21 protein-coding genes and 1 pseudogene are annotated in these 24,571 nt (G+C 56.2%); 15 read left to right on the top strand and 7 right to left on the bottom strand.

The features are described 5' to 3' along the window. Positions 1-29: 29 nt before the first annotated feature. From Q0835_RS20375 to Q0835_RS20335, 10 genes are all read left to right on the top strand, one after another. Positions 30-914, top strand: a complete 885-nt coding sequence (locus tag Q0835_RS20375; protein ID WP_298963969.1) for a CoA ester lyase — start codon at positions 30-32, stop codon at positions 912-914. A gap of 404 nt (positions 915-1,318) precedes the next feature. After that, positions 1,319-1,831 carry a ferredoxin-type protein NapF gene (gene napF / locus Q0835_RS30385; RefSeq protein ID WP_366142382.1) on the top strand — a complete coding sequence of 171 codons (513 nt, stop codon included), beginning with the start codon at positions 1,319-1,321 and terminating at the stop codon, positions 1,829-1,831. Next, complete coding sequence (locus tag Q0835_RS20370; RefSeq protein WP_298816884.1) at positions 1,828-2,088, top strand: chaperone NapD; 261 nt, start codon at positions 1,828-1,830, stop codon at positions 2,086-2,088. The genes napF and Q0835_RS20370 overlap by 4 nt, the downstream gene beginning before the upstream one ends. A gap of 15 nt (positions 2,089-2,103) precedes the next feature. Beyond that, a complete protein-coding gene (napA, locus tag Q0835_RS20365; RefSeq protein ID WP_298963968.1) occupies positions 2,104-4,596 on the top strand; it encodes a nitrate reductase catalytic subunit NapA in 2,493 nt (830 codons plus the stop codon). 21 nt (positions 4,597-4,617) lie between these two features. Continuing rightward, a complete protein-coding gene (gene napG, locus Q0835_RS20360) occupies positions 4,618-5,433 on the top strand; it encodes a ferredoxin-type protein NapG (RefSeq protein WP_298963967.1) in 816 nt (271 codons plus the stop codon). After that, positions 5,430-6,341: a quinol dehydrogenase ferredoxin subunit NapH gene (gene napH / locus Q0835_RS20355; RefSeq protein ID WP_298963966.1), complete on the top strand. Its 912-nt coding sequence runs from the start codon at positions 5,430-5,432 to the stop codon at positions 6,339-6,341. Before napG ends, napH begins: the two co-directional genes overlap by 4 nt. 21 nt (positions 6,342-6,362) lie before the next feature. Further along, on the top strand, positions 6,363-6,806 hold the full coding sequence (locus Q0835_RS20350; protein WP_298816892.1) for a nitrate reductase cytochrome c-type subunit: 444 nt from the start codon (positions 6,363-6,365) through the stop codon (positions 6,804-6,806). 24 nt (positions 6,807-6,830) lie between these two features. After that, positions 6,831-7,532: a NapC/NirT family cytochrome c gene (locus Q0835_RS20345; protein ID WP_298816894.1), complete on the top strand. Its 702-nt coding sequence runs from the start codon at positions 6,831-6,833 to the stop codon at positions 7,530-7,532. 66 nt (positions 7,533-7,598) lie between these two features. Then, positions 7,599-7,865 carry a hypothetical protein gene (locus Q0835_RS20340; protein ID WP_298963965.1) on the top strand — a complete coding sequence of 89 codons (267 nt, stop codon included), beginning with the start codon at positions 7,599-7,601 and terminating at the stop codon, positions 7,863-7,865. 145 nt (positions 7,866-8,010) lie between these two features. Further along, positions 8,011-8,217, top strand: coding sequence for a DUF1737 domain-containing protein (locus tag Q0835_RS20335; RefSeq protein ID WP_298963964.1), 207 nt, complete (start codon positions 8,011-8,013; stop codon positions 8,215-8,217). A gap of 78 nt (positions 8,218-8,295) precedes the next feature. On the opposite strand, the gene bktB is transcribed toward Q0835_RS20335, so the two are convergent. The 4 genes and pseudogenes from bktB to denD all read right to left on the bottom strand — a co-directional run bounded on the left by bktB (position 8,296) and on the right by denD (position 12,376). Then, positions 8,296-9,483, bottom strand: a complete 1,188-nt coding sequence (gene bktB / locus Q0835_RS20330) for a beta-ketothiolase BktB (protein ID WP_298963963.1) — start codon at positions 9,481-9,483, stop codon at positions 8,296-8,298. Between the two features lie 98 nt (positions 9,484-9,581). Next, complete coding sequence (locus Q0835_RS20325) at positions 9,582-10,571, bottom strand: NADPH:quinone reductase (RefSeq protein WP_298963961.1); 990 nt, start codon at positions 10,569-10,571, stop codon at positions 9,582-9,584. A gap of 30 nt (positions 10,572-10,601) precedes the next feature. Further along, complete coding sequence (locus Q0835_RS20320) at positions 10,602-11,378, bottom strand: SDR family oxidoreductase (protein WP_298963960.1); 777 nt, start codon at positions 11,376-11,378, stop codon at positions 10,602-10,604. Beyond that, a pseudogene (denD, locus tag Q0835_RS20315) lies at positions 11,375-12,376 on the bottom strand (D-erythronate dehydrogenase). The gene Q0835_RS20320 and the pseudogene denD overlap by 4 nt, the downstream one beginning before the upstream one ends. 461 nt (positions 12,377-12,837) lie before the next feature. On the opposite strand from denD, the gene Q0835_RS20310 reads away from it, so the two are divergent. Both Q0835_RS20310 and Q0835_RS20305 read left to right on the top strand, forming a co-directional pair. Continuing rightward, positions 12,838-13,956, top strand: coding sequence for an ABC transporter substrate-binding protein (locus Q0835_RS20310; protein ID WP_298963959.1), 1,119 nt, complete (start codon positions 12,838-12,840; stop codon positions 13,954-13,956). A gap of 210 nt (positions 13,957-14,166) precedes the next feature. Next, a complete protein-coding gene (locus tag Q0835_RS20305) occupies positions 14,167-16,635 on the top strand; it encodes a methyl-accepting chemotaxis protein (RefSeq protein ID WP_298816910.1) in 2,469 nt (822 codons plus the stop codon). A 110-nt stretch (positions 16,636-16,745) separates the two neighbouring features. On the opposite strand, the gene Q0835_RS20300 is transcribed toward Q0835_RS20305, so the two are convergent. Then, positions 16,746-17,567 carry a FadR/GntR family transcriptional regulator gene (locus Q0835_RS20300; protein WP_298963958.1) on the bottom strand — a complete coding sequence of 274 codons (822 nt, stop codon included), beginning with the start codon at positions 17,565-17,567 and terminating at the stop codon, positions 16,746-16,748. A gap of 246 nt (positions 17,568-17,813) precedes the next feature. Between Q0835_RS20300 and Q0835_RS20295 the strand changes: the two genes are divergently transcribed. The 3 genes from Q0835_RS20295 to dld all read left to right on the top strand — a co-directional run bounded on the left by Q0835_RS20295 (position 17,814) and on the right by dld (position 22,821). Continuing rightward, positions 17,814-18,863 (top strand): TRAP transporter substrate-binding protein, encoded by a 1,050-nt coding sequence (locus Q0835_RS20295; RefSeq protein ID WP_298816914.1) that lies wholly within the window; start codon positions 17,814-17,816, stop codon positions 18,861-18,863. 121 nt (positions 18,864-18,984) lie between these two features. Continuing rightward, entirely contained in the window at positions 18,985-21,051 is a 2,067-nt protein-coding gene (locus tag Q0835_RS20290) for a TRAP transporter large permease subunit (protein ID WP_298963956.1), read from the top strand. A 54-nt stretch (positions 21,052-21,105) separates the two neighbouring features. Continuing rightward, entirely contained in the window at positions 21,106-22,821 is a 1,716-nt protein-coding gene (gene dld, locus Q0835_RS20285) for a D-lactate dehydrogenase (protein WP_298963955.1), read from the top strand. 45 nt (positions 22,822-22,866) lie between these two features. Here the strand turns inward: dld and Q0835_RS20280 are convergent, their stop codons facing one another. Both Q0835_RS20280 and Q0835_RS20275 read right to left on the bottom strand, forming a co-directional pair. Next, positions 22,867-23,853 carry an ATP-grasp domain-containing protein gene (locus Q0835_RS20280; protein ID WP_298963954.1) on the bottom strand — a complete coding sequence of 329 codons (987 nt, stop codon included), beginning with the start codon at positions 23,851-23,853 and terminating at the stop codon, positions 22,867-22,869. Between the two features lie 20 nt (positions 23,854-23,873). Further along, positions 23,874-24,521, bottom strand: coding sequence for an outer-membrane lipoprotein carrier protein LolA (locus Q0835_RS20275; protein ID WP_298816923.1), 648 nt, complete (start codon positions 24,519-24,521; stop codon positions 23,874-23,876). Between the last annotated feature and the right edge of the window lie 50 nt (positions 24,522-24,571).

Below are 24,571 nucleotides of genomic sequence, written 5' to 3'. Positions count from 1 at the left end.
CGTTCCCATTTGAATGTCGAGACCAACCGATGACCGCACCGTTCCGTCCCCGTCGCTCCGCACTCTATATGCCGGGGTCAAACGCGAGAGCTCTTGAAAAGGCGACGTCTCTTGACGTGGATTGCCTGCTTCTTGATCTGGAAGATGCGGTGGCGCCGGACGCCAAGGAGCTGGCGCGATCTCAGATCGTGGAAGCTGTCTCAGCAGGCGGCTATGGATCCAGGGAGGTTGTCATCAGGGTCAACGGCGTTGATACCCCCTGGGGAGAAGCGGACCTGGAAGCGGCAGTCAAGGCAAATCCGGATGCCGTACTCGTGCCAAAGGTGAACAGCCCGGCCGATCTTCAAAGGGTCGCTCACAAGATTTCGGCGCTTGGCGGTTCGGCTGACTTGAAACTATGGGCAATGATGGAAACCCCGGAAGCCATGTTGAATGCGGGCGCCATTGGCGCCTGTGGCAGGGACGCTCAGGTTCGACTGTCCTGCTTTGTGATGGGAACCAACGATCTGGCAAAGGAAACGCGTGCCCGGCTTCTGCCAGGGCGGGCTGCCATGATGCCCTGGCTGATGACCTGCGTTGCTGCCGCCCGCGCCGGTGGCATCGATATTCTGGATGGTGTCTTCAATGCGTTCCAGGATGAAGCAGGATTTGCCGAAGAGTGTGCGCAAGGAGCCGACATGGGAATGGACGGCAAAACTCTGATCCATCCCAAACAGATCGCTTCCTGCCACAAGGCCTTTAGCCCGTCCGAGGACGAAATTGCCTGGGCCCGAAAGATCAATGCAGAGTTCGAGAAACCGGAAAACGCTGACAAGGGGGCAATCCAGGTCGACGGCAAGATGGTTGAACGCCTGCATGCCGAAATGGGCAAAAGGGTGATCACCATCGCAGATAGTATTGCTGCTCGCACCTGATAGTCACGAAAGCTGCCAAAAGCATCAGATGCAGAGGCTTTTGAGCCTCCTGAAAAGCGCGTGGGACCGTAAAAGCGCTTGATTTTACGTCGCCGAAGCGATGTTCGCAGGCGAGCTCTGGTATTTTAACCTTGCAGGCATTCATTGTGAGCTGGTCACTGCTTGCGATGCTTATTTTTTGGGCAGCGGTTGCAAAATTAATTTGCACGACTTGACTTTTAGCAAGGCAGTCAGCCCGGCTTTTCAATACCGTAATCCTCAAGTTGAATGAGCAACCGGATGAAAACCGGTGTTTTCAGCATGTTTGAGGCACAGTCAGTGCTGCCTGAACAAACCGGACCGACAGAAACGAAATGAGGCCTTTGAGGATCAGAAAACCCACCGATTCCTGAAGGATAGGCAATTTGACGACTCCCTCTCCCAGCCGAAGAAATTTTTTAAAGGGGCGATTCCGCGCGGCCGACGCCAATGTCATGCGTCCGCCCGGGTCGGTTTCCGATTTCGCCAGGCTTTGTACAGAGTGCGGCGACTGCGTATCGGCCTGTCCCGAGAAAATCATTCGCGTCGGTGAAGACCGCCTTCCAGTCGTGGATTTTGCTTTAGGTGCATGCACGTTTTGCGATAGTTGCGCAGAGGCATGCACGTCTGGTGCTCTGGTCGCCGGGCAGGTTGAAAGCTGGATCTGGCGCGCGGAAATTCAGGAAAACTGCTTTTCTTTGCAAGGCGTTATGTGCCGTACCTGCGAAGATGTCTGTGAGCCGAGAGCCATACGATTCAAGCTTGCGGTTGGCGGCATGGCCGAGCCGGTCATTGATCTCAATCAATGCACTGGGTGCGGCGAATGCGCACACTCTTGCCCGGCACAAGCTGTCCAATTCAAGAGAGCTCAAGATTTGAGCGCGAGGGAGAAAACATGAATATCTGCGGCTGCCTGGTCCATGTGACCGTGGGAGCGGTTGACGCCGCTCGCGCCAGCATCGAGGCGATGCCCGGTACGGAAGTTCATGCTGCCAGCGACAATGGCCGCCTTGTGGTCGTTGTTGAAGACACCGAGACCTCCATTGCTTCCGACCAAATCATGGCCATGCACCAAATTCCTGGCGTGATGTCCGTCACGCTCAACTACCACCACTTCGAGGACCTGTCGCAGCCGGATGCTTGCGCCACTCCCTAATGCCGGAGACCTGATATGACTATCTCGGAATCCCGCCGCACGTTCCTGAAAGCGACTGCAGCGGCGAGCACTGCCGCCGCCGCAGGCATTCCGCTTACCGCCGGATCTGTCGTGGCGCAGCCCCGTTCCCCGGATATCCGCTGGGACAAGGCCGCTTGCCGTTTCTGTGGCACCGGTTGTTCCGTTCTGGTGGGCACAAAGGAAGGCCGGGTTGTTGCAACTCAGGGCGACCCGGATGCGCCTGTGAACCGCGGGCTCAACTGCATCAAGGGCTATTTCCTGTCGAAGATCATGTACGGCAAGGATCGACTGACAACGCCGCTCCTGCGCATGAAGAACGGTGTTTTTGACAAGAATGGCGACTTCGAGCCGGTGAGCTGGGACCAGGCTTTCGACATCATGGCGGAAAAATGGAAAGAGGCGCTGGCCAAGAAGGGACCGACCTCCGTCGGTATGTTCGGATCCGGTCAGTGGACAGTCTGGGAAGGCTATGCCGCCGCCAAGTTCATGAAAGCAGGCCTTAGATCCAACAATATCGACCCAAATGCCCGTCACTGCATGGCGTCCGCGGTGGTCGGATTTATTCGCGCCTTCGGCATCGATGAGCCGATGGGCTGCTATGACGACCTAGAGCACGCCGACACGTTCGTGCTTTGGGGCTCGAACATGGCCGAGATGCACCCGATCTTGTGGTCGCGTCTGACCGATACGCGTCTTACCAAGCCGGACTGCGAAGTCCACGTCCTGTCGACATTCGAGCACCGCTCTTTCGAGCTGGCCGACAACGGCATGGTGTTCGCGCCGCAGACAGACCTGGCGATCCTGAACTACATCGCCAACTACATCATCCAGAACGACGCGGTGAACTGGGACTTCGTCAACGCGCACGTCAACATCAAAAAGACCGATACGGATATCGGGTATGGATTGCGCGACAGCAATCCGCTTCAGCAGGAAGCTGCCAATCCAAATTCCGGCAAGCTTTCGGACATGAGTTTCGATGAGTATGCCGCGTCCGTTGCCGAATATACAGTCGACAAAGTGTCGGAGTTGTCCGGAGTTCCGGCTGAGCAGCTGGAGCGCATGGCACAACAATATGCCGATCCGAACCGGAAGGTCATGTCCCTCTGGACAATGGGCTTCAACCAGCACACCAGAGGGTCCTGGGTCAACGGCCTGATGTACAATGTCCACCTTCTGACGGGCAAGATTTCAGAGCCGGGCAACTCACCCTTCTCGCTGACCGGGCAGCCCTCGGCCTGCGGTACGGCGCGTGAGGTTGGTACTTTCGCGCACCGGCTGCCTGCCGACATGGTTGTGGCCAACGACAAGCACCGCGAAATTTGTGAAACCGCCTGGAACATTCCCGCCGGAACCATTCCGCCGAAGCCCGGCTTCCACGCTGTTCTGCAGCATCGCAAGCTGAAGGACGGCGATCTCAACGCCTATTGGGTCCAGTGCACCAACAACATGCAGGCGGCACCCAACATGAATGAGGAAGGGCTTCCGGGTTACAGAAACCCCGAAAACTTCATTGTCGTTTCAGATCCCTATCCGACTGTCACGGCCCTGGCTGCCGACCTCATCCTGCCCACGGCCATGTGGGTGGAAAAGGAAGGTGCCTACGGCAACGCCGAGCGCCGCACGCAATTCTGGCGTCAACAGGTCAGCCCTCCAGGCGAAGCCAAGTCGGATGTCTGGCAGATCATCGAGTTCTCCAAGCGCTTCACAGTTGAGGAAGCCTGGGGTGAGGAGCTGGTCGCCAAGAAACCCGAACTGGCTGGCAAGACACTTTACGAAGTGCTGTTTGCCAACGGCGTGGTGAACAAGTTCCCATTGTCCGAAACGGCTGAAGGTTTCGAGAACGACGAGTCCAAGGATTTCGGTTTCTACGTTCAGAAGGGCCTGTTTGAAGAATATGCCGAGTTTGGCCGGGGTCATGCGCACGATCTGGCACCGTTCGACGTTTATCACCAGGCACGCGGTTTGCGTTGGCCGGTCGTTGACGGCAAGGAGACACTTTACCGCTTCCGCGAGGGGTACGACCCTTACGTGACAGAAGGCAAAGGTGTCGAGTTCTACGGCAAACCTGACGGCAGGGCGAATATCATCTTCGCGCCTTATGAAGAAGCTGCCGAGAGCCCGGACGAAGAGTTCGATCTCTGGCTGTGTACGGGCCGTGTGCTCGAGCACTGGCATTCAGGGTCGATGACCCGCCGCGTGCCGGAACTTCACAGGGCTTATCCTTCAGCAGTCGTCTACATGCATCCTGATGATGCAAGGGCACGTGATCTGCGCCGCGGCCAGGAAATCCTGATCTCCACGCGCCGGGGCGAGATGCTCAGCCGGGTGGAAACGCGAGGCCGGAACAAGCCGCCGAAAGGCCTGGTGTTTGTGCCCTGGTTCGACGAGGGACAGCTCATCAACAAGCTGACACTCGACGCAACCTGCCCATTGTCCAAGGAAACCGACTTCAAGAAGTGCGCTTGCAAAGTCGAGCGCGCCTGACCGAAGCCAAGGTAGCTAGCAATGTCCGCCACCGGAAAACCGAGATCTGTCGACCGACGCCGTTTCCTCATGGATACGGCGCGGATGGCGGGCGGGTGCGCGGTGGCGGGCACACTGCTTGCCTATCTGGCGCGCGATGCGCGTGCCTTGCCGGCTGAAGCGCTTCGGCCACCTGGAGCCCTGCCTGAATCTGATTTTCTGTCGGCCTGTATCCGCTGTGGTCTGTGTGTTCGCGACTGCCCTTATGACACGTTGAAGCTTGCTGAACTCGGTGAAGATGGACCGGCCACAGGCACGCCTTATTTCACCGCACGGACAGTTCCTTGCGAAATGTGCGACGACATTCCGTGTGTCGAAGCGTGTCCGACCGGAGCCCTTGATCCTGGTCTGAAAAACATCGACGACGCGCGCATGGGAACGGCCGTGCTTGTCGATCAGGAGAACTGTCTCAACTTTCTGGGGCTTCGTTGCGATGTCTGTTATCGCGTCTGCCCGGTGATTGACGAAGCGATCACACTGGAGCCTTCCCACAACACCCGTTCAGGTCATCACGCGATATTCTCGCCGACCGTGCATGCCGACCATTGCACGGGGTGCGGCGTTTGCGAAAGGAGCTGCGTCCTGCCGGATGCCGCTATCAAGGTTCTGCCAACACGCCTGGCTCGCGGCTCTTCTGCCGAGCATTATCTCAAGGGCTGGGAAGAGAAAGAGCGCAAAGGTGCGCCCGTTGTTGAAGGCATTATCGATCTGCCAGACAGAATGCCGGAAATGCCCGGTGTTGGTTCTGAAGTGCCCGCATTCGAACCGGCCTTCAAACTTCCGGGAGGCGGTCAATGAGTGCCAAGACCAGACTGCCTGTCGGCCTGGAAGCCATTCAGCACAAAGGCTGGATCAACGCCCATCGTTTCCTGTTGTTGCGACGCCTGTCACAGGCATTTTTTCTGTTGCTCTTTCTGCTTGGGCCTTGGTTCGGCATTTGGTGGGTTGTTGGCACGCTTGCCGGATCCCGCACCTTCGAAGTGTTGCCGTTGACTGATCCGCTTGTTCTGGCACAGAGCATTGTAGCCGGGCATTTGCCTGAAGTGACCGCTCTCATCGGGGCCGTCATTGTTCTGGCAGTCTACGCTGTGATCGGCGGCAGGGTCTATTGTTCCTGGGTCTGTCCGATCAATCCGATAACCGATGCTGCCCATTGGCTGCATGAGCGTCTCGGCTTGCAGAAAGGCTGGCAGCCAAAGCGCATGACCCGCTTCTGGATCCTTGGAACCGTGCTTTTGGTCAGTGCGATAACCGGCACGGTCGCCTGGGAGCTGATCAACCCCATCACCATGCTGCATCGCGGGCTGATATTCGGGATGGGGTTCGTCTGGGCGCTTGTCGTTGCAATTTTCCTCTTTGACCTCGTGGTGTCTCGGCGCGGCTGGTGCAGCCATATCTGCCCTGTCGGCGCATTCTACAGCCTCGTTGGAACAAAGAGCGTCTTGCGTGTCAGCGCCGTGAACCGTGTTGATTGCGATGACTGCATGGATTGCTATGCAGTCTGCCCCGAGAACCATGTGATTTCCCCGGCCCTGAAGGGCAAGGACGGAGAAACGCCCCTGATTTTGTCACCGGATTGTACCAATTGCGGACGCTGCATTGACGTCTGTTCGGTCGACGTTTTCGCCTTTACCCACCGCTATGACAATCGAGCCAAAAAAACCGTCTCCACGGCGGTGGATGCGGCAACTGAACAGGCCGCTTGAACGGAGCATCGGAGAATAGACATGAAAATGCCGGTCCTTTTGGGAATTTCCGCCATCGCGATCACGACAGTCCTGGCTGGCTTCGCGATCGCCCAGTCGTCTGGCAGTGTCCAGAGTTTGCGGGGTGCCGAGTTGGAAGATACCCGGGCCGTCGACGGCGTTCACAAACAGATCGAAGGGCGCATGCCGCGCAACTATCGCCAGCAGCCACCTTTGATCCCGCATTCCATCTCCCAGTACCAGATGGACAAGCGCACCAACCAGTGCCTCAGCTGTCACGACTGGACGGTTGCCGGTGAGCGCGGAGCCCCAACCTTGTCCATGACCCACTATCTCGATCGGGAAGGCAACCAGCTGGATACCGTTGCCGGAACACGCTGGTTCTGCAACCAGTGCCACGTTCCGCAGGCCAATGCGCCTGAGCTTGTCGGCAATGACTTTCAATCATCCAACACGTCGCGCTGACAAGGGAACGGGAGACAAGAGATCATGAAAGATCCGAACGACAAACCGAAGCGTGGCCTGATTGGCAGGCTATGGAACGGATTCTGGAGCCCGGTTTCGGCCTTCAGCGTTGGGTTCATCGTCATAGCCGGGTTTCTCGGCGGGGTCCTGTTCTGGGGTGCATTCAACTGGAGCATGGAGCTGACAAACACTGAGGAGTTCTGTGTTTCCTGCCACACGATGGAAACCAATCTTGGCGAATATCGCGAAACCATCCACTACAACAATCATTCCGGTGTACGTGCGATCTGTTCGGATTGCCACGTTCCGCACGAATGGCAGCACAAGGTCAAGGCCAAGATCATTGCCGTGAAAGACGTCTATCACGAGATCATGGGCACAATCAGCACGCCGGAAAAGTACGAAGCTCATCGGCTTGAAATGGCCTCGCAGGTCTGGCGGAAAATGAAAGCTTCCGACAGCCGGGAGTGCCGCAATTGCCATTCGTTTGAATATATGGACTTCACAATCCAGGAAAACCGGGCGGCAGCCGAACACCAGCGGGCCATCGATGAGAATATGACCTGCATCGACTGTCACCAGGGCATTGCACACGCACTGCCACCGGGACATCTGGAGGAATACAAGCGCATCGTCGATGAGATTCAGGCTGAAAATGCGCCGTTGTCTCCAAAGACTGACGATGTCGCGGCGATCCAGTCCTATGTCGGCAAACTGTCCAAGTAAAACGCTTTGAGCGCCAACGCCAACGTTTGGCGCTCTCAACTGCTCAGAGAAAGAAAAGGCTTAAGTATGCTTGGCATTCTCGATCTACTCGGAACCATTGGGGGCAACATACTCAGCCTGCCCGGTATCCTGGGCCTTGCGCTTGGGATGATGACACGGAACTGGCTGGTTGCCGCAGCGATGGGCGGGCTTGTCGGTGTTTTTGAAACAGTTGTTTTCGCCGGTTTCCATGCTTCTGAAATTGGTTATTTCGACCTTGCGGTCGCAGTTCTGGTCGGTGTTCTGGCCGGCAGCCTTGGCTGCGCCATCCGGCACAGGGGTGCGACGGCCTGAGTTTACCAGCCGGTATTGTCTCGAATAGGATCCAGTCAAGCTTCTGATAAAAATTACTTCTCCGCATGTACCGGGTGGACGATGACCTTCCGGCGGGCTACATGCGGGGAAAGCAATCAGTTGCACATGATCGAAGAGAATTTCCATGAAACTGTATCGGTTCATCACCGGCGTCGACGACAGCGAGTTCTGTCACCGGGTTACCCAGGCTTTGAACAAGGGTTGGGAACTCCAAGGGTCCCCGTCGCTCACCTATGACGCGACGCGCGGTGCCACCATCTGCGGTCAGGCGGTCACCAAGGACGTTGAAGGTGAGACCTACTCGAGCGAAATGAAGCTCGGCGACTACTGACTTGTTGAGCTCGCGGTTGTTCGGCGGCAAGTCCGGTCGCTGCCGCCGAATGTTAGAGTGTGAAAAGATGAAGGCAGATCAGCCTACATCAGATTTTCCACGATCACCGCAATTCCCTGCCCCCCCCCCAATGCACATGGTGGCGGCTCCAAGGCTTTCCTCGCGCCGACGCAATTCATAGATCAACTTGGTCATGATGATCGCGCCCGTTGCACCGATTGGATGACCGAGCGCGACAGCGCCTCCGTTCGGATTCACCTTTTCCGACGGCAGCCCCAGCTGATCGTTGACGGCACATGCTTGTGCTGCAAACGCCTCATTTGATTCAACGACTGCAAGATCGTCCGGGCCGACGCCGGCCCGCGTCATGGCAATCTGCATCGCTGGTACCGGGCCGATACCCATGATGGCCGGATCGACACCTGCAACGCCATACGAGCGAATGCGTACAAGTGGAACCACACCACGCTCCCTGGCTTTTTCCGCAGACATCAAGATAAGCGCGGCAGCGCCGTCATTGAGGCCTGATGCGTTTCCAGCCGTGACCAAGCCATCTTTCTTGAACACCGGGCGAAGCTTGGCCATGTCCTCCGGCTTGGCGTCGTGACGAACGTGTTCATCGGTGTCGAACACCGTTTCCCGGCCGCGTCGTCCGACGCTGAGCGGAACGATCTGATCCTTGAACCGGCCTTCCTTAATGGCTTCACTGGCTCTGCGGTGGCTTTCAAGAGCAAATGCATCCTGGCGAGCACGATCTATGCCATATTTCTCGGCAACATTTTCTGCCGTTACACCCATGTGACCTATGCCGAACGGATCGTGCAGGGCACCGGTCATCATGTCGACGATCTGGGCGTCTCCCATGCGTTGGCCAAAACGTGCGCCCGACAACGAATACCCGGCCCGGCTCATGCTCTCTGCGCCACCTGCGAGTGTGACGTCACCATCACCGAGGGTGATGGCTTGCACAGAAGAGACAATGGACTGGAGACCGCTGCCGCAGAGGCGATTCATGGTCAGCGCGGGTGCATGATCCGGCACACCTGCCTGACGGGACGCAACCCTGGCGATATACATGTCGCGGGGCTCTGTGTGGATCACGTTGCCAAGAAATGCCTGGTCCACGGATCCCGCTTCAATCCCGGCACGCTCAATGGCAGCTTCGGCAACCTTGGTGGCAAGGTCGATCGGCGGCGTGTCCTTGAGCGAGCCGCCAAAACTCCCGACCGCCGTTCGGGCTGCGCTTACGATAACAATCTCTTTCATCGATCCGACCTTGTTTCAATAGACGCTTCCGATCATGCCGTTCCCGGCGCAGGACTTCCAGTCGGCCAAAAGGCGAGCATGCCTGATGCCGATGGTCCTCAGATCTTCAGCAACACGGATCCGGAACGCTGCCCTGACGCGACCATATCATGGGCTTTGGCACAGTCGGAAAGGTCCAGTGTTTCAGAAGTCCGGAATTTGAGAGCGCCCCGCTCAAGCAGACTGGTCATTTGTTGTGTTGCCGTCTCCCGCTGTCTCTTTGACAGGATGTAAATCAGCAGGAGGTCGAGCGTCACGGCTTTGAACATCAACGGATAAAACGGCAAGGCCGGGGTCATGTCCTTTGCTGACCCATAGGCGGCAATAGTGCCGCGTTCAGCGATGATACGGGTGTTTGTTTCAGCATTCTGGCCGAATTCCACTTCGACAATGCGATCCACCGGAGCGCCGCCTGTTGCTTCCAAGATCTGGTCTGCAAGCCTTGCATCGCCGTAGTCGAACACATGCTCTGCACCTGCTTGCCGGGCCGCGGCCAGATCGTCCTCACCTCTTGCCGTTGCAAGAACCCGGGCCCCGGACGCAGCGGCAACCTGGATTGCCAGATGCCCCACCGTTCCTGCGCCACCGCTGACAAGTACAGTTCGGTCCGAGACCGGCCCACCGCCAAGCACTGCCTGAACCGCCGTGAGGCCCGGAATGCCGAGTGCTGCACCAACTTCAAAGGAAATGTTGTCGGGTAACGTGACTGCCTGCTCTTCAGGCAGCGAAATCAATTCTGCCGCAGTGCCGAATGCTCGCTGCCATTGGCCGTTCCATATCCAGACACGCTCACCCACCCTTGATGGGTCGACGCCTTCACCAACCGCTTCAATGATACCAGCGCCGTCGCTATGCGGAATTATTTTGGCAAATGGCGGTTTGGTGACGCCTGGACGCGATCCGGCCCGGGCTTTCACGTCAGACGGATTAACGCCGGAAATGTGCACCCGGACCAGTACCTCGCCAACCGAAGGTGCCGGGTCCGGCAAGGTCTCCAGGCACAAAACGTCTTCAGCAGAACCGAACCGGTCGTATGTGATTGCGCGCATCGGTATCTCCAACCTGGTGCTTGAGCGTGCTCAGCCGCGTCCGACAAATGGCATCTTTGTTGCCATGACAGTCAGGCTCAGCACATTCGCATCGAGCGGCAGTCCGGCCATATAGACAACGGCATCCGCAATATGTTGAGGATTGATTGTCGGTTCCGGGGCAATCTCGCCGTTGGCCTGAGGCACGCCGCCACCCATTTTTGAGGTCATCTCGCTGGCCGCGTTGCCGATATCTATCTGACCGCATGCAATGTCGAACGGACGCCCGTCCAAGGCGGACGATTTGGTCAGTCCGGTGATGGCGTGTTTGGTTGCCGTGTAGGGCGCGGAGAACGGGCGCGGTGTCGACGCCGAAATCGATCCATTGTTAATAATTCGCCCTCCTTGAGGTTCCTGCGCCTTCATCAATCGGAAAGCTTCCTGCGTACACAGGAACGCGCCGGTCAAATTGGCACTGACCACATTGTTCCATTCCTCAAAGGAGATGTCCTCAAGCGGGACCGCAGAATTTGAAATTCCAGCATTGTTGACGAGAAGGTCAAGGCGGCCAAACCGTGTGCGGATCGCTTCAAACAGGGCCTTTACTGCCGACGGGTCACCAATGTCGGCGGACAGGGGCGTTACGTCGCCACTGGTTTCTGAAGTCAACGCAGCTGCTGTTTCTTCCAGGACGCCCATACGGCGTCCGGCAACGACAACCCGCCATCCGGCAGATGCCAGGCCACGCGCCACCGCCTTGCCGACACCACTGCCACCACCGGTGACGAGCGCGATCCGGCCATCTGCATCAAACCTGTTAGCGTTCATGTCAACTTGCCTTCCAATTCGTCTTCAATGTGGATGTGAATGATTTCGTCAAAGCGCATCTCGGCCTTAAATCCCAATTCAAGTGCGCGTTTTGGCACAAAGTCCCGTGGCCACCCGGAGACAATGCTTGCGATCCCCGCGTCGGGCTCCCGGCGGATAAGCTTTACGGCCTTGTCGCCAGCCACACGCCTCAAGGCGTCGATCTGGTCGCCAACACGAGCGGAGAGACCAGGCATAGTCAAGTTACGGTGAAGGCCAACTGTCTCGGTATCAAGGCGAACGGCGTGCACAAAAAAATCGACGGCGGCGCGCGGGCTTGCGAACCAATGCCGAACGCTGTCCTCAACGGGCAAGACGGCCTCCTGACCTGCCAGTGGCTCGCGGATAATATTGGAGAAAAAGCCGGAGGCGGCTTTGTTCGGTTTGCCGGGGCGCACACATATGGTTGGCAGCCGCAGTCCAATACCGTCAAAAATCCCTTTGCGCGTATAGTCGGAAACCAGAAGTTCGGTAATCGCCTTTTGTGTGCCGTAACTGGTGAGTGGTGTCAGATGAAATTCGTCGTCGATTTTTTCCGGGAAAGGTTCACCGAATACGGCGAGTGACGATGCGAAAACCAGTCTCGGGCAATAGGGCCGACGCAGACCTTCCTTGCGGATCGCCTCAAAAAGAAAGCGGCTGCCGTCCAGGTTGATCCTGTATCCTTTTTCGAATTCAGCTTCAGCCTCTCCGGAGACGATGGCCGCGAGGTGAATGATCACATCCGGTCTTTCTGTTCCCTCCCGGCCGGAGATCAGGCTTTCGGCTGCACCCGGATCTGCCAGACTGAGCGTTCTTGTGGTTGTGAGATCTTTCAGCGTTTCAGGTGCCAAAGGCTCAACGACATCGGCAAGCGTCAGCCGATCGACCTAAAAACCAAAACAACCCGGCTCAGCTGCGAACCGGGCCACAAGTTTCCGGCCGATCATGCCGGCAGCGCCGATTATCAAGATATGCATGTGCAGAAGTCCTCCGAGGTGGGTTTATGCACCGGGAGAGTGGCGGAGGGTAGAGATTTGTTCTCAGATCGGAGTTTGCACCTGAGCTGAAGTGCTGGATTTTAAGGAAATGGACGATACTAGCCGGCAGATAGCTAGAAGGTTGTGGCCACTGTTTCAGCGCTTTAAGGTCCGCTCACAACGGTACATGCGAAACGGGTCCTTCGAGCTGTCTCGATTAAATTTAGCAACTTATATTATAGCGCCCAGTACATTCCAAATATTCTATTAGCTCTACTGCGTGAACTTAAAATTGCTTCATGGGTATTTATGACAATAAAAACATAAAACAGCGAAACGGTCACTTAAGAATTTTGCCTTAGACTAAGGAATTAGCGTCGCAATACGCTATTTACTCTAGGGGGTAACACATGTTGTCGAAATCCAGGAAGTCTTTTGCTGCGGCTATGGCTGCAACTTGTATGTTTGCATTTGGTTCCGCGAATGCGGAAGACGGTGTCAGTGACGCCAAAATTCTGTTCGGCCAGGCGGCCGCTCTTGAAGGACCGGCCGGTGCGCTGGGTACCGGAATGAAACTTGGCATCGAAGCCGCTTTTGCCGAGGCAAATGCAGCCGGTGGTGTTCATGGCCGTATGATTGAGCTTGTCAGCATGGATGACGGCTATGAGCCGGATCGTTCGATTGCAGCTGTCGACAAGCTGATCAACGACAACAAGGTGTTCAGCCTGATCGGTCCGGTCGGTACACCAACTTCCAAGGCGACACAGCCGATTGCCACAGCTGCCAAGGTTCCGTTTGTGGGTCCGTTCACCGGAGCTGGCTTCCTGCGTGATCCGGCGCATGGCAACATTGTAAATGTGCGCGCTACCTACGGCGCTGAAACAGAAGCCTGGATCGAGCATCTCAATGGTGCGCTTGGCCTCGACAAGATCGCGATCCTCTATCAGGACGATGGTTTTGGCCGTGTTGGTCTTGCCGGCGTGCAGGCAGCGCTGGAAAAGCGTGGCCTGGAACTTGTTGCCGAGGGCACATACCAGCGCAACACGACAGCCGTGAAATCTGCGCTTCTGGAGATCCGCAAGGCCAAGCCGCAGGCGGTTGTCATGGTCGGCGCGTACAAGCCGATTGCCGAATTCATCAAGCTGGCCAAGAAAGTCAAGCTCGACGCTGAATTCGTCAATATTTCGTTCGTGGGTTCCAAGGCTCTTTCCGCAGAGCTGGGCGATGCCGGTGAAGGTGTCATCATTTCCCAGGTTGTTCCGTTCCCGTGGGATGTGACAGTGCCGCTGGTGAAAGAGTACCAGGCTGCTCTGAAGGCAAAGGATGCCTCCGCCGAGCCGGGTTTTGTTTCGCTTGAAGGCTACATTGTCGGTCGTTTGGCTGTCATGGGTCTTGAGAAAGCCGGCAAAGACGTCACCCGTGAAGGTTTCCTTGATGCTTTCTGGTCCACAGGTGCATTCGACATGGGCGGTGTAACGCTCACATTCGGCGCCGATGACAACCAGGGCATGGATGATGTGTTCCTGACAACGATCCAGAAAGACGGCAGCTTCGCACCTATCGACAAGCCTGCCAGCTAAGCAAACACATCCGCTGGTCTGACATGCTCAGGCCAGCGGATTTAACGTGTCGTTCCGGTTTCGGGCGTGACGACAGATGCGTGTTTTTTGGGGACTGTGGGTGCCATGCTTGGGTTTCGGGGATTGAGTTTTAGTCGGTCGAATGAAAAGTCGATCTTTAATTTAAGAATTCGCGGGAAGCTTTTTACCGCATTTGCCGGGCTTGTTCTCTTGACGGCAACCGCAATCGGGATCGGTCTGTTCTCGTTTCAAAGGGTGGAGAGCGGCTTTGCGGAACTTTCCGAACAGCGCCTCCCTTCCATTGAAAATGCTGCTCAACTTGCGCTGACAAGTACGGAAGTCGCCACGGCGGCCGCTGCCGTCGCCAACAGCGTCACGCTTCAGTCCCAGGAAGTGTCCTTTCAGGCACTCGAAAAGTCTGTATCGGTCATTGAAGGCATCGAGGCGAAGTTCGTAAAATCCGACGCCAACCGGACAATCGTCGACGAACTGTTTTCCCAAAGCCAGACCTTCCAGCAGACTTTGGGTGTTCTGGACCTCGCGACCAAGGAAAAGATCGCGGCAAGAGAAGCAAAAGACGCCCGCATGGCGGCTCTTTTCAAAGCCTATGACGGTGTCCATAATGCGATCACACCCATTGTGGACGATGCTTATTTCACTGTGGTTCTGGGCGGTGAAGATGCCGCAGAACAAAGCAAATCCCTGGTCAACAGCCTTGCAAATGACGAAATGGGCAAGCTGAGACTTTATCTGGAACTCCGTGCTGAAGTGAACCTGCTTGTCGGCCTTGCCGAAACAGTTGCGTTTGTCGACGACAAGGCATTGATGACCTTGTTTGAGGACAAGATCATCGCAACCAAGGCGAAGATCGATCAATATCAGGGCGAACTGAGCGCTTTGGATTTGAGCACCGGCGCTGACGACGAACTCGATCAACTTCGGACCCTGGCTGCGACGACGCTGGAGAAACGCGGCACGAATTCCCTCAGCATCGGTCAGCAAAAGGCCACGTTGAATGAAGCTATCGGACTGCAGAAAGCCATCGACGATGCGCTTATCATGCAGATTGACGATCAGCTCTTCACCCTGACCATAGACACCGAGACAGCGGTTGAGGAAAACTCTGCCATCATTTCCGATCTCCTGAACAATCAGGTAGGTCAGCTGAAAAGTACGCTGGAAGCACAGGCCTTTGCCAACAAGTTTGTAGCAACTCTGGTTCAAGGTGGTTTGACCGACGACCCGGCAATGCTGGTTCCCATTCAGGAAAAGGTCACGGCAGACGCCAAGCACATGCGCGACGGCTTTGAAGGCCTGAACTCTGAGGAAATCAAAGCCCAGTTGACCGAACTGCTCGCCTATGGCGATCCAGAAAACGGATTATTGAGAGACCATCTGGAAGAGTTGAAGAGCACAGCGGAATCGAATGCTCAAGTCAACGAGATGTTCTATGCAGTGGAGCGTATTGGACGTTCCGTTGCGTCCCTCATCGAAATGGAAATCGCAGCTGTCGATGTTGCGGCCACTCGCATCAACAAACTGTTTGAAAATGGTTCCATGGCCCTGATTGCTGTTGGACTGGCAAGCCTCGTCATCGCCGGCGCAATCGGTGTCTTTGTTGTCGATCGGGGCATGGTTCGGCCGCTACTGGGGCTCGTCGATACCACGCGCGCTCTCGCAGACGGTCAACTAGACGTCGAGGTTGCCGGAACTGCCCGCCGCGATGAAATCGGCGACCTGGCGCAGGCGATGGAGATCTTCAAGGAGAATGCCGTCGAACGCAACAATCTGGAAGCTGTGGCAAGGTCCGAACAGGATGCGCAACAGGATCGCCAGAATACCATCGAACATCTGATTACGGATTTCCGCAATGAAATCGAAACCGTGCTCAGCACTGTCACCGGTAATATGGAGCAGATGCAGTCAACTGCGCAGGTCCTGAGCCAGATCTCAAGCGAGACGACGGCTCAGGCCTCCGAGGCGGAAAGCAGCTCTGCTGCAGCCTCTGAAAATGTCGGATCGGTTGCCGCTGCGACCGAGCAACTTGCCGGTTCAATTGCAGAAATCGGCGAGCAGGTTGCCCGGGCTACAGAGATCGTTACCGGTGCTTCGGCAAGTGCCCGGACCACGACCAGCAAAGTCTCTGAACTGGCGGAAGCCGCCAGCCGGATCGGTGAAGTTGTAACTTTGATCCGCGCAATCGCTGAGCAGACCAATCTGCTGGCGCTCAATGCGACCATCGAGGCCGCAAGGGCTGGCGAGTCAGGTAAAGGCTTTGCGGTCGTCGCCGCAGAGGTCAAGGAACTCGCCACTCAGACCTCGAATGCAACGGAAGAAATCGCGACGCAAATCGAGGCAATCCAAAGCGCAACGACGGAGAGTGTGACCGCGATCCAGGAAATCCGGGATACGATGGAGCAGGCGGACGAGACCACCTCGGCCATTGCTGCTGCCGTAGAGGAGCAGGACGCTTCGACTTCCATGATCTCCCAGAATGTGCGCGAAGCGGCTGAGGGAACTCAGGGTGTTGCGAGCAGTATCTCCGGCGTCATGAATGCTGTTGCTGAGGCAGCTCAGTCGGCAGGACAGGTGGAAGCGGCCTCAAATGAGGTGGCCGACCATGCAAGCCGGCTGAAAGTCGTTGTCGACGACTTCCTTGCCAGAGTGGCAGCTGCCTGAGGCGAGGTCGAAACAGAAGAGCCTCGGCTTTTCGTCTTAAGGCCCTGAATGACCTTGCAAAAATCACGAGAAGGCGGACATCCTGTGTCCGCCTTTTTCATTGGCGCCGCCTATTTGGATGGCCTGCTATTTGCCTGTGCAGGTGATGCCGCAGTGGTCTCCAATGCCAGCTTGCGCTTTTTGGCGAAGGCTTCGCGGCGCTCGCGCTCTTCGCCGATGCGGAAGGACATTTCGACGAAATCGAGGTGATCACGCGCGGCGGCCTCAGCTTCACCCGGGTCTCCAGACATCACGGCATCTGCAATGCGAATATGTTGTTGCAAAAGCAGGTCGCCGGAGCCGTCGACAGTGCGTAGATAGCGGCGATTGTAAAAGACGCCGCGCTGAGTGAGATCATAGATGGACCGCATCATGTGGATCAGCATGGCATTGTGGCTGGCATTCACGATCGCGGTATGCAGGCGAACATCCGCCTGTTCCGAAGTGTCCAGGTCACCCGCTTCATGGGCTTGTTTCAACTCTTCGATGATCTCGGCGACTGCCGCCTTGTCAGAGGGAGTGCTGCGCTCAGCCGCCAGGCGCGTGGCAAAGGCCTCCTGCTCTTTGCGATATTCAAGATAGTCGTAAAACGCCATGCCGTGCCGAGCATAAAGATCGATGAGCGCGGGTGTCATGGCCTGTCCGGAGAGCTGAGCGACGAAAGTGCCCTCACCGTGACGGACATGAAGCAGTCCAAGTTCCTCCAGCCGCTTGAGTGCATCGCGAACCTTGGGACGCGAAACGTCGAATTTTTCCGACAATTCCCGTTCTGACGGCAATCGAGCGCCTTCAGGAAGGATGCCCTGGACGATCAGGTTTTCGATCTGGTTCGCTACCAGGTCAACCACTGACTCCGCAGCTATCGGCTCGAACAGACTGTTGAGATCATTCATGCGGCACCTCCGTTAGCAGAGGTAATATTGGTTTACCTCAATAGCAAGTGTTTTTCCTGATAGAGCCAAAAAACCCAACAAGATTCAGTTTCTTATGGGTTCAATCTGAGAATGGATTGGCACGATGCATGATAAGAGGTAAATAAAATTGTTGACTGATTAAGTGGATAATTTTATTTACCTCTGTGTCTTAGTTGCGGGGCAGCTGCTTGAATGTCGCTGTCTCGGTCTTGTGGAGGAGTTACGATGACCAAATTTTTGACCGGCCTTATTCTAGCCGCCGGCCTTGCTGCCCAGCCCGCCATTGCCGCCGACAAACTGCTGCTGAAAGTACCGGTAGCGTTTTCGACCGAGCTTCCGAGCCTCGGCACGCCGATCCCGCGCGTTGCCGAAGAGGTTGAAATCATGTCCGGTGGAACGCTGCGCATGAAAGTCTACGAGCCTGGCAAACTGGTGCCGGCATTTGAAATTCTGGACGCGGTGTCCTCCGGTAAAATCAACGCTGGCTACACCACAGCCGGATATTGGGCTGGGAAGATCCCGGCTGCGCCGCTCTTTTCGGCCATTCCGTTCGGTCCTGAAGCAGGCGAATACATGGCCTGGATCTATTACGGCAACGGCCTGGATCTTTATCAGCGCATGTATGACGAAGCCGGTTACAACGTGAAGGTTCTGCCGTGCGCCGTCATCGCTCCGGAAACATCCGGCTGGTTTTCGAAGGAAATCAATTCCACCGAGGATCTCAAGGGCCTGAAGATGCGTTTCTTCGGTCTTGGCGGCAAGGTGATGGAGAAACTTGGAGTTGCCACGTCGCTCCTGCCTGGTGGTGAAATTTTCCCGGCACTTGAGAAGGGTGCAATCGACGCGACCGAGTTCTCCATGCCAGCCATCGACCAGCGCCTCGGCTTCCACAAGGTGGCCAAGTACAATTACTTTCCAGGCTGGCATCAGCAGGCCACTGTTTTTGAGCTTCTCATCAACAAGGATGTCTGGAACGAGGCCTCTGAACAGCACCAGCACATTCTGGCAGAAGCCTGCAAGGCGTCCATGGCCGACAGCTTTGCTGAAGGTGAAGCCCTGCAGTTCGACGCTCTGAAGCGCAACGTAGAAGAAAACGGCGTTGAAATCCGCAAGTGGAGCCCGGAGATGCTGCAGACTTTCCGGGATACCTGGGAAGAGGTTGCGGCTGAAGAAAGTGCCAACAACGAGTACTTCGCTGAAGTTTATGCCGACCTCAGCCAGTTCCGGTCGAACTACGACCTTTGGGAAAAGAACGCGTTCTTGCCGCGCTTCTGATCCGGCATTTGCCGTGCCCGGCTTGCCGGGCGCGGCCACAGTGTTTTTAGCCAATCGAGTTTCTGGCGCAACGAGGAGCGCCCACGGGTGAGCTGCGGCTGACTTGAGGAGGAGAGGTGCGATGAGCACGAATGTCAATTACCAGGGCGATCTCGCCGAGACCTACGAGGCGGTAACGGAGCACGAGGATCAGGATCGTTTTGGTCTTGCCGTGGCGATCGACAATTTTGTGAAAGTAACCGGCCACGTCGTCATGTTGGCGAACCTTGCCCTGATTGCAGCCATCGTCACCCAGGTCGTCCTGCGTTATGCCTTCAATCTGAATTTTCCAAAGCTCGACGAACTGCAATGGCACTTCTACGGTCTCGTGACCATGGTCGGCGTCTCTTATGCGCTGACGACCGACAGTCACGTTCGAGTTGACCTGCTGCATATGCAGTTGTCACGGCGTGCACAACGCGTCGTAGAAATTCTGGGAATCCTGTTTCTGCTTGCACCCTTCATTTGGCTGATGATCGATCAGGGGTTCGATTATTTCGTTGAAAGTTACCGTGTCAACGAACGGTCGTCCTCGGCCACCGGCCTCGCTTACCGCTGGGCGTTCAAGGCCATCATTCCCATCAGTTTCGTGCTTCTGGGTATTGCCGCCACCGCGCGCCTTTTGCACGACGTTCACGCCATTTTCGTTGCCGACCCAAGCGAGCGGCAAGGTGGCGGTTTCACGCGCCTTTTGGTGCTGATCGGTATTTTCACCCTTATCACGGCCGGTTTGTCGACGCTGGTTGAAACAACGGAAGAAATGCTCGTCATAGCCATGTTCATGAGCTTTGTCGGGTTGTTGTTCACCGGATTTCCGATTGCGTGGACCCTGGCCGGAACCGGCATGATTTTTTGCGGCCTCGCCTATCAGTTCGACATGGGCAACATGGCCTGGACCGGTCTTGAGGACACTTTCACCGGTCTTGATTACCTGACCCTCGGTGCCGTCGTGAACCGTGTTTACGCGGTCATGTCGAATGCGGTTCTGGTGGCGCTGCCGATGTTTATTTTCATGGGCCTTATGCTAGACGAAAGTGGTGTAGCCGAACGGTTGATGACGTCGATGACCCGCCTCTTCGGAACCGTGCGCGGAGGGCTCGCCATCACCGTCACGCTGATCGGCATTATCCTCGCGGCATCAACTGGTATCGTCGGCGCTTCGGTGGTTCTTCTCGGCGTTCTGTCCCTTCCGGCCATGATGCAGCATCGCTATTCAAAGACCCTCTCAACCGGTGTTGTTGCCGCGTCCGGCACGCTGGGTATTCTGATCCCGCCTTCGATCATGCTTGTCATCATGGCGGACCAGATGGCGCTTTCGGTTGGGGACCTCTTCATGGCGGCTGCAATTCCGGGAATGCTGCTCGGAGCGATCTACCTGCTCTATATTTTCGGCCTTGCGCTGCTCAATCCGAAGGCTGCTCCAGCTCCTGACGGCGCGCGTTCACCCGACTGGGCGGCGATCAAGGATATCTTTGTCGCCCTTATCCCGCCGTTGGCGCTGATCTTTGCCGTGCTCGGTTCAATTTTCGCCGGTATTTGCACACCAACCGAAGCGTCAGGCATCGGGGCGATCGGGGCGACCCTTCTTGCACTTGCCTACCGCAAGCTGACTTTCACCAAAACCTGGAACGTGCTCAAGGCGACTTTCAACACCACCGCCTATATCTTTGCGATCTTTCTTGGCGCGACAGTGTTTTCCTTCGTGTTGCGTGAGCTGGGCGGAGATGAGCTGATTGAAAGCATGGTTTCTTCAACGGGTCTCGGCCCAAGCGGCACCGTGATCTTCATTCTCTGCATTGTCTTCCTGCTGGGTTTTGTACTCGACTGGATCGAAATCACATTGATCGTGCTGCCGCTCATGCGCCCGATCGTCAATGGACTGGGTCTGGATATTCCAGGATTCGGTGCGATGGATGAGCCTGCTCTCGTCTGGTTCGTGATCCTGGTGGCGGTCACATTGCAGACTTCGTTCCTGACACCGCCGGTCGGATTCTCTCTCTTCTACCTTAAAGGAGTCTGCCCGGAGGGGATCAAGCTGACCGACATCTATAAAGGCATCATACCCTTCGTGCTGTTGCAGCTCTTCGGCCTGGCTCTGGTCTTCATGTGGCCTGCGCTCGCGACGTGGCTGCCATCAGTCGCATACTGACAATGAAGCGGGCCCGGTGACTGGGCCCACTTCCTTACCTCGATGAGGCTCGACATGAGCAAAGATGATCTGATCCAGAAACTGAAAAAGATTGTCGGCAACCGCCATTGTCTGACAGAGCCCCAAAAGACCGAACGTTACCGGAAAGGTTTCAGGTCGGGAGAAGGCGAGGCGATTGCCGTCGTTGTTCCCGGAACGCTGGTTGAAATGTGGTCGGTGCTTCAGGTGGCTGTCGCTGCTGATTGCATCGTCATCATGCAGGCCGCCAATACCGGTTTGACCGAAGGGTCGACACCTAAAGGCCAATATAACCGCGACGTTGTGATCATTTCGACGCTGCGCCTCGACAAATTGCATATTCTTCAAAATGGGCAACAGATCATCAGTCATCCGGGCGGGACCCTGTTCAATCTTGAGAAACAGCTCAAGCCTTATGGCCGGCAACCGCATTCCGTGATTGGGTCTTCCTGTATCGGTGCGTCGATTATCGGCGGTGTCTGTAACAATTCCGGCGGTGCTCTGGTCCGCCGTGGTCCGGTTTACACCGAACTGTCACTTTTCGCGCAGATCAGCGATACAGGGGAATTGCAGCTCGTCAATCACCTGGGCATCGATCTGGGGCGAACACCAGAGGAAATCCTTGGCCACCTCGACACGGGCGAGATTGACCCAGCTTGTGTGCACGCGGACGCCGGGCGTGCCTCCGACGAAAGTTATGGAAGCCGTGTCCGTGATGTGGATGCGGCAACACCGGCACGGTACAACGCCGACCCGTCAGGCCTCTACGAAGCGTCAGGTTCTGCGGGCAAAGTGGCGGTGTTCGCCGTACGTCTGGACACATTTCCCATCGAAACAGGCGAAAAGGTCTTTTACATCGGCACAAACGAGACTGCGGAACTCTCCGAGCTGCGACGCCGATTGCTGACCGAATTGCCTGAACTGCCTGTCAGTGGTGAGTATCTTCACCGGGAGTGCTTTGATGTCGCGCACCGCTACGGCAAAGATACGGTGTTGATGATCCACTGGCTTGGAACCGACAGGTTGCCTTTCTTCTTTGCTCTCAAGGGGGCAATGGATGCCCGGTTGAACAAGTTTCCCTTTTTGCCAAAAAACCTGACAGACAGAATGATGCAGCTGTTTTCACGCCTGGCGCCGGAAGCATTGCCCAAAAGAATGCTGCAGTACCGTGATCGGTTTGAACACCATCTGATCCTGAAAGTGTCAGGTGAAACCGCGGCTCTGACTGAAGCAATTCTAAATGAGACCGTCGGCTTGCATGGCTGGTTCCTGTGCGACGACAAGGAGGCCGGCAAGGCGATGTTGCACCGGTTCGCGGCAGCAGGTGCAGCCGTCCGCTACGGTGCGGTGCATCCGAAAGACTGCGAAGACATTCTGGCGCTTGATATTGCCCTTCGGCGGAATGATCCGGACTGGTACGAGACCTTGCCTGCGGAGATTGAGGACCAATTGGAAGCCAAACTCTACTACGGCCACTTCCTCTGTCATGTTCTTCATCAGGACTATGTGGTCAAAAAGGGGTGCGACCCATCTGCGTTGAAGAAACGCATGCTTGAACTTCTCGACAAACGTGGTGCGGAGTATCCGGCCGAGCACAATGTCGGCCATCTGTACGAAGCCAAGCCTGCTTTGGCCTCGCACTATCAGACACTTGATCCGACAAACAGTTTCAATCCCGGGATCGGGAAAACGTCTCGTGAAAAGCACTATGGCTCCAGCGGATGTTCCTGCTGTGGAGCCGCTGCGGAATAGGTCATCACATAAAGAAGTGGAGGGTGGCTGCGGGCGAATTTCTTCTTAGAACGTCAGCATTGCCTCAAAAACCTTTCGATAGGTTGAGGTCGCCGCTTCTGCCTCCACTTGGCCCTGCCGATGGAGATTGCTGAGACCAGGTGCTGCGTTGATCTCGAGAACAACGGCAGCTTTATCACCGCTGTGTTCGTCCGGAACGATCAAATCGATGCCGGCATGGCGCAGGTGGAGAGCTTCTGCGGCCCGCAAGGCAGTTGAAACAAGTTCAGGTGTCAGGCTGTTGGTGATCAGATGTGCTGTCCCACCGGATGACAGATTGCAAACCGGCAGAAGGCTGGCAGTTTGCCCTATTTCCGGAACCGTATCCAATGTCAAACCTTGCTGTGCCAATTCGACCGGGATGCGTGGGTCGGACTTGTCGAGCTTCGTTTGATCGTTGATCAGGTCCGCCACGCTCCTGCTGCCGTCTCCGGTCACGGCCGGTTTGAAACGCTTAAACGCAAGCAGGATCTCGCCGTCAAGAACAAGAACCCGCAAGTCTGTTCCCGGCACAGCTTCTTGCACGAGCAAAGCCGGGTGCCGTGTCGAGAGTTCTTGAAGGGCGGTCAACAGTTCACCGCTCGTAGCTGCCTTTACAACGTCGCGGCCTTCCTGACCCTCGTTCGGTTTAACGAACACCGGATAGCCGGTCGCGTCTGCGAACCGATGGACATCCACTGACAACTCAGCGCCAGCGCCAAAACTTTCGGCGGGAACAAAGAGACTTGCCGGAGTGGCCAGTCCCGCCCGCTCCAAGAATCGGCAGGCATAGGCCTTGTCTTTTGCAATTTCGGCTGCGCCATAACTGTTAATGTCGAAGCGGCAACCTTTGAAAAAGCGTTTTTCTCCCAAGGGCCCTTCGATCAGTCCTGCATGTCCATAAGGATCACCGGCTGTCAGTCGCAGTCCCTTTTCAGCGCAATAGGTTTCAAGTAACTGAAAGACGATTGCCTGATCTGAGGAGCCGGCGGATTTTGCCAATTTTTCGTCCAAGGCATCTTCCGCCGTTGCGGTCAGTTTTTGTTCTGACGGGCGTTGGCCAGATAGTCGATCTTGAAGAGGTCAGGGTTGGTCGGTCCGTTGGAAACAACATTATAGACCGCGACAGACGTGTCGTAGCCTTGCTGGTCGGTGACCGTCCACTGCTTCAGCGCAAAGTCCTCCGCGTCGAAAATCAGCGTCAATGTGCCGGAGTTGAACTTGGTCTTGTCGAAGATTGTTACGGTGACGAGGTCTTCTTCCACCAAAACATTGGTAACATTGGTGTCCCGTTGCAGGTCGATGCTGTCTGACAAGAGGAACCGTAGTGGGGTCTGGCCAAGTGGCCAGATGTCCTGGGTGTTCAGTTTGCGGTCACGAACAGAGACCGATTTGCCGTCCGCAACGATGTCCAGAACGGACGGCTTGTTGTAGTAAAACCGTACCTTGCCGGGTCGCGCCATATAGAACTTGCCGTCGGACTGGCTGCCATCGGGACCGAACTGGATAAAGTCTCCATGCATCGTCTTCACGGCATTGAAGTAGGTGTTCAGTTCCTCAAGGGTTGTCTTTTCTTTCTCGCTCAAGGCTTGAGCGGGCAAAAGGGCCGTCACCGTGAGAACGCCTGCCAGGGCCACGCGGACCAGTGGTTTGACAAAGCGATGGGCGAAACGGTTCAGCATGGTTTTCAATCCTAATCGTTTGTGCCGTGACACTCGGACCAGTAGCTAGG

This window comes from uncultured Roseibium sp. (genome assembly GCF_947499295.1).
GTDB lineage: Bacteria > Pseudomonadota > Alphaproteobacteria > Rhizobiales > Stappiaceae > Roseibium.
Note: the sequence above shows the minus strand (reverse complement) of the source record. Positions and strands in the feature narration are given on the sequence as shown.

Excerpts from the sequence above, each read along its gene's own strand:
- Q0835_RS20340 (WP_298963965.1), top strand. The coding sequence starts at position 7,599 with ATGCTTGGCATTCTCGATCTACTCGGAACCATTGGGGGCAACATACTC.
- napG (WP_298963967.1), top strand. The coding sequence starts at position 4,618 with ATGTCCGCCACCGGAAAACCGAGATCTGTCGACCGACGCCGTTTCCTC.
- Q0835_RS20350 (WP_298816892.1), top strand. The coding sequence starts at position 6,363 with ATGAAAATGCCGGTCCTTTTGGGAATTTCCGCCATCGCGATCACGACA.
- Q0835_RS20320 (WP_298963960.1), bottom strand. The coding sequence starts at position 11,378 with ATGAACGCTAACAGGTTTGATGCAGATGGCCGGATCGCGCTCGTCACC.
- Q0835_RS20375 (WP_298963969.1), top strand. The coding sequence starts at position 30 with ATGACCGCACCGTTCCGTCCCCGTCGCTCCGCACTCTATATGCCGGGG.
- Q0835_RS20295 (WP_298816914.1), top strand. The coding sequence starts at position 17,814 with ATGACCAAATTTTTGACCGGCCTTATTCTAGCCGCCGGCCTTGCTGCC.
- Q0835_RS20325 (WP_298963961.1), bottom strand. The coding sequence starts at position 10,571 with ATGCGCGCAATCACATACGACCGGTTCGGTTCTGCTGAAGACGTTTTG.
- Q0835_RS20290 (WP_298963956.1), top strand. The coding sequence starts at position 18,985 with ATGAGCACGAATGTCAATTACCAGGGCGATCTCGCCGAGACCTACGAG.
- Q0835_RS20275 (WP_298816923.1), bottom strand. The coding sequence starts at position 24,521 with ATGCTGAACCGTTTCGCCCATCGCTTTGTCAAACCACTGGTCCGCGTG.
- napH (WP_298963966.1), top strand. The coding sequence starts at position 5,430 with ATGAGTGCCAAGACCAGACTGCCTGTCGGCCTGGAAGCCATTCAGCAC.
- Q0835_RS20345 (WP_298816894.1), top strand. The coding sequence starts at position 6,831 with ATGAAAGATCCGAACGACAAACCGAAGCGTGGCCTGATTGGCAGGCTA.
- Q0835_RS20310 (WP_298963959.1), top strand. The coding sequence starts at position 12,838 with ATGTTTGCATTTGGTTCCGCGAATGCGGAAGACGGTGTCAGTGACGCC.
- bktB (WP_298963963.1), bottom strand. The coding sequence starts at position 9,483 with ATGAAAGAGATTGTTATCGTAAGCGCAGCCCGAACGGCGGTCGGGAGT.
- Q0835_RS20335 (WP_298963964.1), top strand. The coding sequence starts at position 8,011 with ATGAAACTGTATCGGTTCATCACCGGCGTCGACGACAGCGAGTTCTGT.
- napA (WP_298963968.1), top strand. The coding sequence starts at position 2,104 with ATGACTATCTCGGAATCCCGCCGCACGTTCCTGAAAGCGACTGCAGCG.
- Q0835_RS20300 (WP_298963958.1), bottom strand. The coding sequence starts at position 17,567 with ATGAATGATCTCAACAGTCTGTTCGAGCCGATAGCTGCGGAGTCAGTG.
- Q0835_RS20370 (WP_298816884.1), top strand. The coding sequence starts at position 1,828 with ATGAATATCTGCGGCTGCCTGGTCCATGTGACCGTGGGAGCGGTTGAC.
- dld (WP_298963955.1), top strand. The coding sequence starts at position 21,106 with ATGAGCAAAGATGATCTGATCCAGAAACTGAAAAAGATTGTCGGCAAC.